We start from the raw sequence: 14,901 nt of genomic DNA, 5'->3' as shown, positions 1-14,901 counted from the left end.
AAGGGGTTGGGGAAGGGCTGGCGGTTAGACTCCGCGGGCCATGCGGTACGCGCTCGTCCCCATCCTGTTGCTCTGTGTCGCCCTCACGACGGTGGGCGTGGGGGTGTTCACCCTGTTGGAGCGCAACCGGGAGGCGCAGTGGCACCAGTTCGCGGTGGAGCGCCAGGCCCAGTTGGATGAGGCCACGCGCGGGGTGGCGGAGACGCTGGAGGACGTGGCGGAGGACCTGCGCTTCGCCGGGGAGCTGATGTCCCAGCCCGGCACGTTGGCGGAGCACCGGCGGGAGATGCGGGCCCTGTTGGAGGCGGTGGGCCAGTACAAGGTCCTCATCGCCTACGACGCCAGCGGCAAGGAATGGCTGCGCATGTTGGACCGGCGCATGGGCAAGCAGGTGGCGCGAGCGCCCGTGCTGGCGCAGATGGCGGAGGCGGCCCGGCGGGCCCTGCTGCGGCCGCCGGGGGACGTCACGCTGTCACCTCCCATGGAGGAAGGCGGCTTGGACTCGCTGCGGGTCATGGCCACGGCGCTGCCCGTGGATGAGCAAGGTCGGCCCGAGGGCGCGGTGGCGGTGCTCGTCGACACGACATCCTTCTTCACGCCGCTGCGCATCGTGACGTCGGACCCGGACGCGCGGCTGTTGCTTCTGGGCACCTATGGTCATCCGACCTCCGCCAGCGATGCCACCCTGGCGGACTGGTTCCGGCGGCTGGAGACGGAGGGCGCGTTGGTGCCGGGCTTCACGACGCTGGCGGCTCGCATGCGCGAGGGGAGCGCGGCGCGTTGCCGCTGCGCGCGGAGGAGGCCGAGCGATTGGGTCTGGGCCGCTCGGATGCCATCGCCGTGTTCACGCCCATCCGCGTCCGCGGTGGCAGCCATTGGGCCGCGGCCACGCTGGTGTCTACCGCGACGCTGCGATCGCATCAGCAGGCCCTCATCTGGCGGCTCCTGGCCGCGGCGCTGCTCGTGGCGCTCTTCCTGGTGACGTTCGCCGTGTACGTGGTGCTGGCGCAGCGCCGCGCAGCCGCCTTGCGAGAGAGCCGTCAGCACGCGGACCAACTGGCGCACCTGCACGACAAGACGCAGAAGATTCTCGACCACATTCCTTCCGGGGTGCTGGCGCTCACCGTGGACGGGCGCATCAGCGCGGTGAACCAGGTGCTCCGCGAGCGCATGCCTCCGGACGCCATTGGCGCGCCGTTGGAGACGGCGTTCCCCCAGGCACCGGCACCCGTGGTGTCCCGGATTCGCGCCCTGGTGGAGGCCGCCGCGAGCGAGTCACGCGCCCATGGCATCCTGGGGGAGACGCTGGTGCTCTTCGGCGAGGAGGGCCGTTTCAATCTCCACGCGGTGCCGCTGGAGGCGCGCCACCCGGAGGTCCAGACCTTGTTGGTGGTGGAGGACCTGAGCAACGTGCGCGCGCTGGAGACGCAGTTGCTGCGCGCGGAGAAGCTGGCCACGGTGGGGGTGCTCGCCGCCGGTATCGCGCATGAGATTGGCACGCCGCTGGGCGTGGTGCGCGGGCGCGCGGAGTACGTGTTGGGCAAGCTGGGCAAGGAACACCCGCAGAGGCCTGGCATCGCCGTCATCATCGAGCAGATCGACCGGGTGAGCCGCACGCTGCGGCAGCTCCTGGACTTCTCGCGCCTCCAGCCCACGGCGGTGCGGCCGGTGCCGCTCATCTCCCTGCTCCAGGACGTCCAGGAGCTGCTGCGCATGGAGGTGGAGCGGCGCGGGGTTCGCTTCGAGGTGACCGTTCCAGAGACGCTGCCTCCCCTGGCCGCGGACCCGGACCAGCTCCAGCAGGTGCTGGTGAATCTGGCGCTCAACGCCTGCCACGCGTGTGGCGAGGGCGGGCAGGTGACGCTGTCCGCGGCGGTGCCAGAGGCGGAGCCGTGGGGGCTGGTGGCGCTCACCCTCCGCGACGACGGCTGCGGCATTCCCCGGGAGCACCTCAATCAGGTATTCGACCCCTTCTTCACCACCAAGAAGCGGGGACAGGGCACGGGACTGGGCCTGACGATGGTGGCTCACGTCGTGCGCAACCATGGTGGCCGGCTGGAGCTGGAGAGCGAGGAGGGCCGGGGCACCTGCGTCACCGTGCTCTGGCCCATCGCGAAGCCCAGCGCGGAGGAGCGGTATGTCGGTTGAAGGACGCATCCTGGTCGTCGATGACCACGTGGACATGGGCCTCATGCTGCGGGAGCCCCTCACGGACGCGGGCTACGTCGTGGACCTGGCCACGGGCGGCGAAGAGGCCATCCGGATGGCGCGCGCCCAGGCCTACGACGCGGTGCTGTGTGACTTGCGCATGGAAGGGGTGGACGGCCTGGACGTGCTGGAGGCCGTGCGGGCGCTCGACTCGGACATCCCCGTGTTGATGATGACGGCGTTCGGCGGCGTAGAGAGCGCGGTGGAGGCGATGAAGCGCGGCGCGTACCACTACTTCACCAAGCCCTTCCGCCTGGATGAGGTGCTGCTCTTCCTCGAGCGCGCCTTGAAGGAGCGCAGGCTCCAGGTGGAGAACCGGGCCCTGCGGCGCGCCGCCGCCGAGCGCAGCGGGCTGGGGGCGCTGGTGGGGCGAAGCGCGGCGATGCGGAACCTCTACGAGCTCATCGACCGCGTGGCCTACGCCCAGGCGGCGGTGCTGCTGCGAGGCCCGAGCGGCACGGGCAAGGAGCTGGTGGCGCGCGCGCTGCACTTCCAGGGGCCTCGCGCCTCCGGGCCCTTCGTGGCGGTCAACTGCACGGCGCTGCCACATGACTTGCTGGAGAGCGAGCTGTTCGGTCACCTCAAGGGGCCTTCACCGGCGCGACCCACGCCCGTCGCGGCCTCTTCGTGGAGGCGGATGGGGGCACGCTGTTCCTGGACGAGATTGGCGACATGCCACTGGAGCTCCAGGCCCGCCTGCTGCGCGTCCTGGAGGACGGCGAGGTGCGCGCGGTGGGCGCCGACGGCAGCCGCACCGTGGACGTGCGCATCGTCGCCGCCACGCACCAGGACCTGGACGCCCGCGTGCGCGAGGGCCGCTTCCGCGCGGACCTGTTCTACCGGCTCAATGTCGTGACACTGCTGTTGCCTCCGCTGGCGGAGCGGCGTGAGGACATCCCCTTGTTGGTGGAGCACTTCACGGCTCGCGCCCGCGCGCGCAACCCTCGCTCCCGCATGCAGTCCCTGTCTCCGGAGGCGGTGGCCGCGCTCGCGACCTTGCCTTGGCCGGGAAACGTGCGTGAGCTGGAGAACCTGATAGAGCGGCTGGCGGTGATGGTGGCGAGCGAAGTCGTGGGGCTGGAGGAGTTGCGCCCACACCTGCCACCCGAGGCGCCGGAGGTGCAGCCCTTGGTGATGGCGCAGCACGCGCTGTGGCCCCTGCGGCGGCTGGAGGCGGAGTACATCGCGTGGATGGTGACACGCTGCGGCGGGAACAAGACGCGCGCCGCGGAGGTGCTCGGCATCGATGTGTCCACCATCCATCGCCGCGAGCGGGAGCGCGGGTAGGGGCGCGCGAGACACCGTGGTAATCCGCCAGGGACGTCTGGCGTGATGCAACGGTTCGCCCGCACGTTGCCCGGGCTCTCGGGGCGGGGACAGCGGGCATGGGCATTGCTTGATGTTGCAACGTGAAGTCCTCGTCCATTGCCCGTGCCCTCCTGCTCGGAGGGGATGCGTCGCTCAGCTCGCTCCTGATGGACGTGCTGGCCGAGCTGGGCATCGCGCTGGAGTCGGACGCGCCGGCTGGTGGGTGTCCGGACCTCGTGCTCGTCCACGTCGAGCGCGGTGAGAGTCTCCAGCGTCGGCTTCAGCGCGCCCGGGAGCTTTCGCCCCAGGGGCCCATCATCGTGCTGGTGCCCTTCGCCGATGAGCGGCTGATGGGACTCGCCCTGCGGCTGGGCGCCCGCGACTGTTTCGCGCTGGGCGGGCCGCTCGGTGAGCTGCGCCGTGTCTTGCTGGCCCACGTTCCAGGTCATCCGAGTTCCGTATTCATCTCTCCCGGCGGGGCCGTGCCGCCGTCCACCGAGTCGCCCCATGATTGAGCCTCTCGCCGTGTCCGCGGTGCCCGCCACTCCCGCGTTTCCGGACCGCCCGCTCGTGGCGCCGCCCGCTCCTTCCGAAGTGCCGCTCTTCCAGGACGCCGGCCTGAGGGTGACGACCGAGCGGATCGTCGCCCGCGGCAGGACGCTTCTGCTCGCGGACGTCCAGCGGGTGGAGACGGTGCGGCGCACGCCTCGCATGGTTCCCGTGCTGGCCACGCTGGGCCTGTGCATGAGCGTGGGTCTGCCGGCCCTGTCGGCGCTGTCCGTCTCCAGCAGCACGGCGAAGGGCGTCTACGAGGCGGCGCTGATTGCCGTCGTCATGGTCATCTTCGGCTGCATCGCGCGACTCGTCCTCGCCGAGGAGTCGTACCGGCTGGTGCTGCATACCCGCGCCGGCTCTTGGCGTGTGCGCGCGAGCAAGGATCCGAAGTCCCTCATGCTGCTCGCCGGGCTCATCCAGGACGCCGTCGCGGCGCGGGGACGGCACTAATCGCGCTGGCAATAGCAGCGGGAGTAGGGCGGGCCTACGTCAGGACGTGGTCGCGCGCGGCGGCGATACTGCGCGAGCCAGCCATCGCTGCGGGAGTGATGCGGGACTTCAGCTGGGCATGGCGTGGCATTGCGCGGAGGAGGGTGCCGCCAGGGCCACGCCGCGCTGAGCAGGCCGCCATGGCCCAGTGACGCCGGCGTCGGTGTCTCGTGCTACGGCACGACATCCCCGCGTAGGCGTTCGGCTTCCAGCGCATCGTGGATGGGACGGCCCCATTGCTCCGCCAGGGCCCGCTCATGCGGTGAGACGCGGCGAGCCTTCTCCTCCGTGTCGTCCTCGAAGGGCAGCACGGGGTTCTTCGCGTTCCGCTCCAGGACGTCGCGCAAGCGCGGGGTGTCCTCGGCCTTCAGCTTGAGAGCGAACAGCTCCGTGAGCACCCGCAGGCCTTCCGGCTGGAGCTGCCGGTAGTCCATCAGCCGCGCCGGGGCTGTCCGCGCGCGATAGCCTTGGAGGCCCGCGTCGCAAATGGCCGCGAGGACGCGCGCGCCGTACTCGTCCAGGGGCATGCCTTCGATTTGCCCGGGCTCCAGGCCCAGGTGCGCGGGGTTCAGCAGTCCCGGAAGCATGTGCGCGCCCCGGTGATTTTGATGCGACGCCATGACCTCGACGGGATCACGGTAGAGGAACATCCATGGCACACCGGGGAAGGCGCGCTGGAGCAGCGGGAGCTCCAGGATGTGCCACGCGTCCAGCTTGAGGAACACCGCGTGCTCCTCCGGATGCCGCTGCTGTCCGAGGGCTCCCACCACCGCGCGCAGCCATTCGATGCGCTGCGTGTCGGTGACCCCTGGCAAGTACTGGTGCGCGCGCAGCACCGTGTCCACCGGGCCGGCTTCGGACAGGACGATGTGGCGCGGCAGCGCGGCCAGCAGCTGCGCCACCAGCGTGGAACCACAACGGGACATGTGGAAGACGAGCCCGCGCACCGGCAGGCCGGGCTTCTCGGCCTGTCGTGCCACCAGCGCGTTCATGGACGTCTGATGCCGGAAGAGCAGGGCGAATGGGTGGCGGAGCCTGCGCTCTATCGTCTCGTCGAAGAATGGGTCCGTGAATCGCTGGCCACCCATGTGGCACCAGTCTACCCGCGGTTGTCTGCCGTCCACGTGGATGCGCGCGGGCATCCAGCCCTCGAGGTCCGGTGTCATATCCATCGCTCCCGCCAGACCCGGCGAGCGGTGCGCAGGGCTTCGTGGATGTCCTCGGCGGCGAAGTGACAGTCGTGCGCGGCGCCCAGTTCGATGGCGCGTGCCACGAAGGCCGCGGTGTCCGGAGTCTCGCGCAGTGCATCCTGGAGCGTGACGTCCTCCAGGACGCGGAGACGGAAGCGTTCGAAGGCCTCAGCGCCCATTCACGGCCCCCGTGAAGACGTCTCGCAGCCAGTCATTCACATCGCAGTCCAGCACCAGGTGGACGCGGTCGGTGTCGCTGGGGTTGTCCACCCGGTGGGGGCGGTTGAAGTCCAGGTACCAGCACTCACCGGGCTGGAGGACGACTCGCTCGCCGCCGAGGAAGAAGGCCACGTCGGGGTGCGTGGTGATGGGGACGTGGAGGCGCACCTCTCCGTCCGCGTAACCCAGGTTGTAATCGGTGTGCTCTCGGATGCGCGCGCCCGCCGCGAGCTTCAGCAGCCGCGCGGCGCCGATGGGACACTGGAACGTGGCGAGCACGGCGCGGAACGCGGGGCAACGCGCCAGCAGGGGCGTGTCGGCGTAGCGCTCGCGCCCTGTCGGGTCCGGATAGATGCGGCCTTCCATGCCGCCAATGGAGCGCAGGGGAACGCCGCTCCACTCGCCTTCGTATTCGCGCTTGTTGAAGTGGGGAACCCACGCCTCGGCGGGCAATGCCGCGAGCTCCTGCTGGAGCGGCGCGGCGTCGAAGTGGAAGGGCAGGCGGAGGCGGTCGGGCACGGGCGTCGACATGCGGTGCTCCTCGTCGCGGTGAAGGGTTCCAGCGTGGCTCATGCCAGCCGCAATGGTCGGTGCTCCGTCTTGGCCCGGATGAGCGCTGCCTGGGCTCGGGCCAGCGTTCCCTGAGGGTCTTCCTCACCCTCGACGGTGACGGCGGCGGACACCACCTCGGGTGCGTCAGGGGTGTCGCGCAGCTTCTGCCGCAATGCTTCGGCCCGCGCCGCGTCCACGCCAGGAAGGGCCAGGAGGAACGCCCCGCCTTCCCAGCGCACCGCGAAGCCTCCAGGGACTCCCAGGGCTTCGGCGACGCGGGCTCCGTCTCGCAGCGTGGCGTCCCCCGCGTCGAAACCTCGAGTCGCGTTGATGCGCCCCAGTCCCACCAGGTCCGCGAGCAGCACGCTGAAGGGCATGCCATCCCTGCGGCAGCGGCCAATCTCGCGCAGCACCCGTTCCTCGCCCGCGCGCCGCGACACCAGTCCCGTCAGCGCGTCCACCCGGTGCTGCCGCTCCCACTCCTCACGGGCTGGCCGGGTGTGTCCGATGTCGGCGAGCGTCAGCATCTGCGCCATGCCGCCCGGGATGGGGAAGGGCCGGGCCACCCAGCGAAGCCGGTGCGGCTGGGGCCGCTCCAGGACCAGCGTCAGGCGGAGGCCTCGGGACGATTCGGAGGCCAGGTCGAGCTGCCGCAGCGTGCTCGCCGGGTCCGCGGTGAGTCCCGCGACGTGCTGGCAGAAGGCATCGAACGTCATGGCTGGGAAGGGCTCCGGCGGCAGGCCCAGCAGGTCCGTCATCGCGGTGTTGCACGCGTGGGGTTTGCGTCCAGGCGCCACCAGCAGGGCCGCTACATCCAGGGCCTGCACCGCATCACGTAGGAGCCCCAGGGCCGACGCTTCAGTGAGCGCGGGCTCTGCCGGGGCCTTGCCGGTGGCCGGTTTCATCCGGGCCCGTTGTTCCAGGTCCTCCGCGACACGGTTCGCGAGCTCCCGCAGCGCGGCCGTCCTCGGCTCCCAGGACGAGCGGGCGCGAGTCGATGACGCACAGCGAGCCCAGGACTTCCCCGTGGACGTCCGCAGCGGTGCGCCCGCGTAGCTGCCCACGATGCCGTCGCGCACCAGCGGGTTGTCACGGAAGTAGGGATGGCGCCGGGCGTCCGGTACGACGAGCGGCTCGCGCCCCTGCACCACGTGGTGACAGAACGCCCAGTCGCGCGGCGTGCCCCGGTCCTTCGCGAGGGTGGGGGCAGGCCGACGTGGGCCTTGAACCACTGGCGCTCGCCCAGCACCAGCGTCAGCAGCGCCACGGGAACACCGAAGGCCTGGGCGACCTCCTTCACGAGCTGCTGGAGCTCCGCCTCGGGCGGTCCGTTGTCGACCAGGTGCATGGCCGCGATGCTCGCCAGCCGTTGCCGCTCCTGCTCCGCGGCCCCCTCCGCCGGAGGCGGCTGTGGCGCGAGCTGCCCTGCGAGTACGCGATGCAGCGTGTCCCGCATCACCTCCGAGGAGGCTCGGCGACTGAGCAACGCATGGATGCCCAGCGCCTCCTTGAGCTGCCATGCGCGGACGCGCAGCTCGTCGAAGGCAGTGACCACCACGACCTGCGTTGCGGCGGAGTCCTCCTGTTCCCGAAGCCACGTCAGCAACGCGAAGCCATCCAGCCGGGGCAGCGCCAGGTCCGTGACGAGCAGCAGGGGCGCACCTCGCTGGCGCACGACATCTTGGGCTTCCGCTCCATCCTTGGCGACGACGCCTTCCAGGCCTTCCTCCGTCATCAGGGACAAGAGACCAGCGGCTCGCTGTGGATCGGGCTCGGCGATGAGGGCGTAGCGGCGCATGCAGGAGCGAGGATGCTGCCACGGCTGCTGCCTGGCTCAAGGCCTCGTGTGGCGCGGGTTCGCCCGGAGCGTTTGTTTGGCTATCCGCGAGCCCTGGTGCATTGCGTCGGCGCGGGCGCGCTAGGCGTCTCGCTGCGGCGCCGCCGACTCCACGGATGCCTGGGGGTAGCGGATGAAGAGCCGGCGGAGGGCGCCTCGCTGCCGGCCCATCTCCTGCGCGCGCGACGCCGCGTCCACCAGCAGCATCAGCATGAGACCCACCCACGAGGGGACCAGCGGAATGACCCAGCCCGGGTCCGACGCCAGCCACGCCACCAGCGCCGTGTGCAGGACCGCCAGCGTCACCGCCCATCGGAGGACCGCGCCGGACGTGCGCGCGCGGCGGCAAAGCCAGACGAAGGCCGCAAGCACCGCCGCGGTCTCCAGAACGCCCAGCAGCGCCACCAGTCCCGACGAGCGCATCAGCCGGCCCGACCGCAGGTTGTCCAGAGCGAAGGCGTGAATCTCCACGCCGGGCACCGCCACCTGGCCGGGCAGGGTGCTCTGGCCATGCAGCCCCGTGGCGGTGACACCCACGAAGACTGTCTTGCCTCGCAGCGCCAGGTCCAAGCCCACCGAGCGCGGGTCCGCGTGGAGCAGGTCCGCCAGACTCACCCGGGGCAGCCAGTTGGGCGCGGGCAGCCGCATCAACGGCGCGCCTCGGTCCCATGTCGCCAGCTCACGCAGCGGCTCCGCCCGTTCGGGCGTCAGGTGCAGCGCGATGGCCAGTGCCAGCGAAGGCCAGGCCTGTCCGCTCACGCCCACGGCGTAAGGATATCGACGGATGACGCCGTCACTGTCCACCAGCATGTTGAGGGTTCCACTGCCCCGAGCCGCCATGCGCAGGGGCGCGATGCTCCCCGCCACCTCCCGGGCCTGGAGCCGCAGCGCGTGGGCGGGCAGGGCCAGCGGCGTTCCCAGGGCGCCATCCTGGAGGGGCGCCATCACCGGGACATCGTCCGTGAGCGCCGCGGCTCCCAGGACGACACCGTTCCCTTCCGAAATCGCTTCGGCCAGCCGGGCATCGCCGTCGCGCGCGAGGAGCCGTGCCTCCAGGTCCGCCGCCAAGGCTTCACCCGCGGGCTGCTCCGTCAGTCCGGAGCGGCGGAGCGCCTCCAGGATGTCCTCACCCAGCTCCAGCGCATCACGCGGCCCGGGCTGGTCGAAGACGACGTCCACCGCCACCGAGGAGGGGCGCTGGGCGGCGAGCGCATGGAAGGCGCGGGCCCACGTGGTGCGTGACAGCGGCCAACGCTCGCTCAGCGTCGCGAGGGCGCGGTCATCCACTTCCACCAGCACCAGGTCCGCGCTCGGCGGCACGGCGGGCAGGAGCCGGCTCACCGCCTGATCGTAGAGCGAGCGCTCCAGGAAGCCCGGTGCGCCACCGGTGGCCGCCGTCACCCCCGCCAGCGCGATGCCCACGCACGCACCCAGCACCCGCAATACGGCGGGCGAGGGCCGACGGAAACCGTCGCGGCGGTGGGGCTCGGCGGGACTGGAGTCCATGGGCGGGGGCCTGCTGGCAGGCAGGGCCCGGCCATCATGCGTGCGCGGGTGGGTGCACGCAACGCAACAGCCTCAGGGCTGGACGTCGAAGGCGTAGATCTTCGAGGGGAAGCCCACGAAGCCGTCTCCGTCCACCGCCATCACCCGCCAGAACCACTTGCCCTGACGGGGCCCGGGAATCGCCAGCTCCGGGCTGGCGCTGTCATACGTCTGGACGCTCGCGGCGAAGTCCGCCGTGCGGGCCACCTCCACGCGGTATGTCGCGGCGCCCTCCAGCGTCCGCCAGGACATCTTTGGGGCCGTGGCGAACGCGCCTCCTCGAGGGCCCACCAGCGTGGGCGCCGGCAGCAGTGGGCGAGGCGGCTCCGGTGGCGAGCCCAGCTTCGCGCGCGAGCCATGTCCGCCCGACACCTCGACCTGGGCTTGCTCCGTGCTGAGGGCCACCTTGCCTTCCAGTGTTTCCAGCCGGCTGGTGCCGTTGTCCTGGGCCGACACGCGGAACCGGGTGCCCCGCACTCCGGCCACCGCGCCGCGCGTGCGGACCTCGAAGATGGAGCCCGCGCCACCCGGCGCCGCGTCCGTCTCCACGGTGCCTCGCAGCATGTCCAACTGCACCTTGCGCTGGAGGTTCGCCATCAGCTCGATGGCGCCCACCCTGATGAGACTGTTCTCCACCACGCGCACCATGCTGCCGTCCGCCAGGGCCAGCTCTGCCCGGGCGTCCGCGCCAGTGCGCAGCAGCTCGCCCGGGTAGAGCGAGTCACCCACCGTCCGCGCGAGGAGCTGGGCTTCCGTCGCGCCGGCCTCCACCGCGCCGCTGGCCGCGCGCAGCCGGGCCACCGCGGGCTGGGCGGGCCGCTCCACGTAGGCGAACTGGAGCTGCGCGGGCTCGCCCTCCACGGACGGCGGCGCCATGGCGGACACACGCGTGCGGGGCACGCCCGCCGCCACCAGCACATCCGCGGCCCGTTTCGCCGCGGCCAGGCCCCGGCCGTCCAGCCGGTCCGCGTCCGGAAGCTTCGCCGCCACCGTCACGGAACGGATGGCGGGGCGTGCCAGGAGCGCTTGGGCCACGTGCGCCAGGCACGCGTCCGTCTCCGCGCCCTGGGGCGCCAGCGGCCGGCCGAACACGATTCGGCCGCTGTCGAAGCGCAGCCCGCCGCACGGCGCCTGCGTCTGCGCGGCGAGCGCGGGTGGACCCGCCAGCATCACCGCCATCATCCAAGGGGCTGTCCGCATCAACGCGTGCCTCCTCCCGTCGAAGGCTCGGCGACCTTCATGATGTTGAACTCGACGCGCCGGTTGTTCTCGCGCCCCTTGGCCGTCTCGTTGGTGTCGACCGGCTTCGCCTCACCATAGCCCACTGCGTCCAGCCGCTGCGCCGCGATGCCTTCCTTCACCAGGAAGGCCACCACATTCCTCGCCCGCCGCTGGGACAGGTCCAGGTTCTTCGCGTCGTTGCCCTGGTCATCCGTGTGGCCTTCCACACGGACCATCAGGAGCTGCGGGTTCGCCTTGAGCGTGGCGGCCACCTGCCGCAGCAGGCCGTGGGACCTGGCCAGAATCACGTCCTGGCCCGTGCCGAAGTACACCTTGTCCAGGATGACGATGCGCGCGCCCTCCACGCGCACCTGCGCCTTGCCCTGGTCCGGGCAGCCGTCGTCATCCTTCACGCCGTTGATGGTCTCCGCCTCCAGCGAGCACGGGTCCACGGTGTCCGGGACGCCATCCTGGTCGTTGTCGGGGTCGGGGCAACCGTCCTCGTCCTCGAAGCCGTCCAGGTCCTCCGGCTCGGTCGGGCACAGGTCCTCCGCGTCGACGACGCCATCCTTGTCGGTATCCACCGGCGCGGGTGGCAGCGCCAGGGGCGCCGGGGCCGGTGCGGGCTGGCCCGCCTCGGTGGGCGGCTGGTGGGCGTTCGGGTCGTCCGGGCAGCCGTCCTCGTCCTGGAAGCCGTTGAAGCTCTCCGGCTCGGTGGGGCACACGTCGGTGACGTCGGGGATGCCGTCACCGTCATCGTCCGGGTCCAGGCAGTTGTCGTCGTCCTGGAATCCGTCGAAGTCCTCGGGCCCCAGGTCGCAGACCGGCGCGGCGGAGGCGGGGCCGCCCTTGGATTCGAACGGCGTCCAGGCCACACCCGCGAGCACGCGGAAGGACGGGGTGCCATAGCCCCGCGACAGGCCCGGGCCCGCGCCCACATGCGCGGCCAACCCCGGAGTGAAGTGGTACTTCAGCGCGGCCAGGGCTTCCATGGGCCGCTCCTCGGCGCTCGTCTCCTTCAGGCCCAGCGCGCCCGCCAGGGTGGCCTGCACCGTGAGGGACTGCGTGAGGGGCACCTCGGCGCCCACCGCGTAGGCGAACTCGTTGCCCACGCGGAGGTTGCGCAGCTGCTCCTCGCGGCGGACGTTGAAGCCCACGTTGGCCAGCAGACGGACGGCGGTGGTGGCCCACTCCGCCACGAAGCGCGGCTGGAACGTCACCGTGTCCGAGCCCAGGAACTTCGAGCCGCCGCCCGTGGGCAACGTCAGCGGCGCCGTCACCGCCGGTGGATGCCGCTGTCGGTGGAGAGCAGGCGGACCTTCGGCACCAGCCGCAGGGCACCCACGCCCGTGGTCCCCACGCCGTTCGACAGGTCCGGCGCCACCGCGGCGGCGGGCTCCGACGTCGTGTGGGAGATGGGCAGCGCGACGCCAAGCTCCACCCGGTCGAACAGCGAGATGGCGCCCATCAGGTCCAGCGTGAGCTGGCTGTCGACGATGCGGTAGAGGAACCGGTCCGCTCGCGGGTCCACGAGGTTGAGCGGATCATTCGCGTAGTTGAGCGACGCGCCCAGGTTCCAGGAAAGGTGCGGCGCGATGCGCGCGCCATGCATGCCGAGCACGTCATGGGCACCCGGGGCCGGCTTGTACTGCTGCACGTCGATGGCCTGCGACGCCGCGGGTTGGGCGCTGGCGGTGGCCGAAGCCACCAGCAACAACGGGGCGGCGAGCCGTGTCACGCGGCGAAGGAAGCTGCGCGGTGAGGACGGTGTGGTGTGAGGAAAGCGCATGGAAGGTCGAGGCTGGGATGAGCCCCGCCGAGGAGCCGTGAAGGTTGTCACCGGCGGATGACTGACTCAAGAAACGATGAGCCGTCGGTGTCTCAGTTGTTCGGAGCCGCCCCGGCGACATGCAACTCGATGACGTGTCGTCGCGCGAAGCCTGGGCGGCGCGCACGCGGCGGCAGGGGCGCGAACTACACGGCGGCGGCGAGCAGGCGTGAGACGTGCTCAGCCAGCGCGGGCAGCGGCTGCGGCTTGGAAAGCACCAGGTCCACGCCCAGCGCCTGCGCGCGGTCGGTGAGCTCCTGGGTGGCGAACGCCGTCAGCAGCACCACCCGCGTCTGGGGCGTGTAGCGGCGCACGAAGTCCGCCAGCATCAGCCCTTCTTCGGAGAGCGTTCCGCTCAGGCGCAGGTCGCTGATGACCAGGTCGTAGCGGCCCGTCGTCATCAGGTCCAGGGCCTCATTCAACGCACCGGCCGAGTCCACGCGGTAGCCGGCTCCGGAGAAGAACTGGCCCAACACCCAGCAGAGGGAGGACTCGTCGTCGACGATCAGGATGTTCTGCGCCACGGAGCGGGCCCTCAAGCAAGCTCAGGGCCAGAGACGGGCTTGTCTCGGTTCCAAGTAAATTCCGGTGCTTGCTCCCGCGCCCCGGCTCGCGACTGCTTGCTGTGTCCAGGTTACGGATCCGGTTTCTGGAATCCGGACCGGTTGATGCCCAGGCGCTTCAGCCGTTCGTAGAGGGACGACCGGGGGATGCCGAGCCGCGCGGCGGCGCGCTCCACGTGGCCGTGCTCGCGGCGGAGGATGCGCTCGATGTGGCGGCGCTCCAACTCCTCGAGGGTGAGGTGGTCGTCGGCATCGGAGGCGGGCTCGCCGGCGGTGGCCTCGAAGCGCAAGTCTCCCCGGGACAGGGGCCCGCCGCCGGACAGCAGCACCGCGCGCTCCAGCACGTTGCGCAGCTCGCGGATGTTGCCAGGCCAGGCGTAGCGGGTGAGGGCCGTCTCCGCGTCGGGTTGCAGCCCCACGCCGCCGCGGCCTCGCGCCGCGCCCAGCTCCGCCAGGAAGTGGTGCGCCATCCCGACGATGTCCTCGGTCCGCTCACGCAGCGGGGGACATGGAGGATGAGCGTGCTGACGCGGAAGTAGAGGTCGCTGCGGAACCGCTTGTCCCGGGCGGCCACGGCCAGGTCCTGGTGCGTGGCCGCGATGAGGCGCACGTCCACGCGGCGGTCCCTCACGTCGCCCAGCCGCCGGAAGCGCTTCTCCTCCAGCACCTTCAAGAGCTTGGGCTGGACGGCCGAGTCCATGTCGCCAATCTCGTCCAGGAAGAGGGTGCCTCGGTCGGCGACCTCCAGCAGGCCCTGCTTGGCGGCCACCGCGCCGGTGAAGGCGCCCTTCTCGTGGCCGAACAGCTCCGAGTCGAGCAAGTCCTTGGAGAGCGCCGCGCAGTTGAGGTCCACGAAGGGCGCGTCCTTGCGCGGGCCGCCTTCATGCAGCCACCGCGCGAGCACGCTCTTGCCGCTGCCCGTCTCGCCGGTGATGAGCACCGGGCTGTCACTTTCGATGATGCGTTCGGCCTGCGCCTGGAGCGCGCGGATGGCGGCGCTGCCACCCATGAAGGGGTTCACCGTCCCACGGACGATGCGCGAACGCTCCGCCAGCAGCCGCTGCCGCTCGCGGCGCTGCGACACCAGCCGGTCCAACACCACCTTGAGGACGGCCAGCTCCACCGGCTTGGTGAGGAACTGCTCGGCGCCTTCCTTCACGGCCTGGACGGCCAGTTCGATGGAACCATGGCCGGTGAGCACCACCAGGGGCACCGAGGCGTCGATGTCCTTGAGGCGCGGCAGCAACTCCAGCGCGGTGCCGTCCGTGAGCCGGTAATCCACCACGGCCACGTCCGGACGCGAGGTGCGGAACGCCTCCTGCGCCTCGGCGAGGCTGGTGGCCTCGTCCACATCGAACCCATGGGCGGTGAGAAAGCCTCTCATGC

At 71.1% G+C, this 14,901-nt stretch carries 10 protein-coding genes and 6 pseudogenes; 4 read left to right on the top strand and 12 right to left on the bottom strand.

Going from position 1 to position 14,901, the window contains the following annotated elements:
- Nucleotides 1-40 precede the first annotated feature (40 nt).
- The 4 genes and pseudogenes from QEG98_RS22495 to QEG98_RS22480 all read left to right on the top strand — a co-directional run bounded on the left by QEG98_RS22495 (nt 41) and on the right by QEG98_RS22480 (nt 4,521).
- Nucleotides 41-2,148: pseudogene (locus QEG98_RS22495) on the top strand (two-component system sensor histidine kinase NtrB).
- Nucleotides 2,138-3,495: pseudogene (locus tag QEG98_RS22490) on the top strand (sigma-54-dependent transcriptional regulator). The pseudogenes QEG98_RS22495 and QEG98_RS22490 overlap by 11 nt, the downstream one beginning before the upstream one ends.
- Before the next feature lie 122 nt (nt 3,496-3,617).
- Complete coding sequence (locus QEG98_RS22485) at nt 3,618-4,031, top strand: hypothetical protein (RefSeq protein ID WP_090490693.1); 414 nt, start codon at nt 3,618-3,620, stop codon at nt 4,029-4,031.
- The gene (locus tag QEG98_RS22480; protein ID WP_090490692.1) at nt 4,024-4,521 is read left to right on the top strand and encodes a DUF6232 family protein; all 498 of its coding nucleotides are present in this window, start codon (nt 4,024-4,026) and stop codon (nt 4,519-4,521) included. Before QEG98_RS22485 ends, QEG98_RS22480 begins: the two co-directional genes overlap by 8 nt.
- Before the next feature lie 212 nt (nt 4,522-4,733).
- Here QEG98_RS22480 and QEG98_RS22475 read toward each other — a convergent pair whose 3' ends face one another.
- The 12 genes and pseudogenes from QEG98_RS22475 to QEG98_RS22425 all read right to left on the bottom strand — a co-directional run.
- A complete protein-coding gene (locus QEG98_RS22475; RefSeq protein WP_316562766.1) occupies nt 4,734-5,726 on the bottom strand; it encodes a sulfotransferase family protein in 993 nt (330 codons plus the stop codon).
- A complete protein-coding gene (locus QEG98_RS22470; RefSeq protein ID WP_316562765.1) occupies nt 5,723-5,929 on the bottom strand; it encodes a hypothetical protein in 207 nt (68 codons plus the stop codon). The genes QEG98_RS22475 and QEG98_RS22470 overlap by 4 nt, the downstream gene beginning before the upstream one ends.
- The gene (locus QEG98_RS22465) at nt 5,919-6,500 is read right to left on the bottom strand and encodes an aspartyl/asparaginyl beta-hydroxylase domain-containing protein (protein WP_090490689.1); all 582 of its coding nucleotides are present in this window, start codon (nt 6,498-6,500) and stop codon (nt 5,919-5,921) included. Before QEG98_RS22465 ends, QEG98_RS22470 begins: the two co-directional genes overlap by 11 nt.
- A 38-nt stretch (nt 6,501-6,538) precedes the next feature.
- On the bottom strand, nt 6,539-7,426 hold the full coding sequence (locus QEG98_RS22460; protein ID WP_316562764.1) for a GGDEF domain-containing protein: 888 nt from the start codon (nt 7,424-7,426) through the stop codon (nt 6,539-6,541).
- 84 nt (nt 7,427-7,510) lie between these two features.
- Nucleotides 7,511-8,041 (bottom strand): annotated as a pseudogene (locus QEG98_RS42055) (GAF domain-containing protein); the annotation flags it as partial.
- A 50-nt stretch (nt 8,042-8,091) separates the two neighbouring features.
- Nucleotides 8,092-8,256: pseudogene (locus QEG98_RS42050) on the bottom strand (DNA-binding response regulator); the annotation flags it as partial.
- A 183-nt stretch (nt 8,257-8,439) separates the two neighbouring features.
- Entirely contained in the window at nt 8,440-9,864 is a 1,425-nt protein-coding gene (locus QEG98_RS22450) for a CHASE2 domain-containing protein (protein WP_316562762.1), read from the bottom strand.
- A 72-nt stretch (nt 9,865-9,936) separates the two neighbouring features.
- The gene (locus QEG98_RS22445; protein WP_316562761.1) at nt 9,937-11,103 is read right to left on the bottom strand and encodes a FecR family protein; all 1,167 of its coding nucleotides are present in this window, start codon (nt 11,101-11,103) and stop codon (nt 9,937-9,939) included.
- Nucleotides 11,103-12,964, bottom strand: a pseudogene (locus tag QEG98_RS22440) (OmpA family protein). Before QEG98_RS22440 ends, QEG98_RS22445 begins: the two are co-directional and overlap by 1 nt.
- A 134-nt stretch (nt 12,965-13,098) precedes the next feature.
- Nucleotides 13,099-13,476 carry a response regulator gene (locus QEG98_RS22435; RefSeq protein WP_316562760.1) on the bottom strand — a complete coding sequence of 126 codons (378 nt, stop codon included), beginning with the start codon at nt 13,474-13,476 and terminating at the stop codon, nt 13,099-13,101.
- Between the two features lie 110 nt (nt 13,477-13,586).
- Nucleotides 13,587-13,985 carry a helix-turn-helix domain-containing protein gene (locus tag QEG98_RS22430; RefSeq protein WP_316567940.1) on the bottom strand — a complete coding sequence of 133 codons (399 nt, stop codon included), beginning with the start codon at nt 13,983-13,985 and terminating at the stop codon, nt 13,587-13,589.
- Nucleotides 13,986-14,077: 92 nt separating this feature from the next.
- Nucleotides 14,078-14,899: pseudogene (locus tag QEG98_RS22425) on the bottom strand (sigma-54-dependent transcriptional regulator); the annotation flags it as partial.
- Nucleotides 14,900-14,901: the final 2 nt, after the last annotated feature.

Source organism: Myxococcus sp. MxC21-1 (genome assembly GCF_032612255.1).
GTDB lineage: Bacteria > Myxococcota > Myxococcia > Myxococcales > Myxococcaceae > Myxococcus > Myxococcus virescens.
The sequence above is the reverse complement of the archived record's forward strand: the minus strand, read 5'-3'. Positions and strand labels throughout refer to the sequence as shown.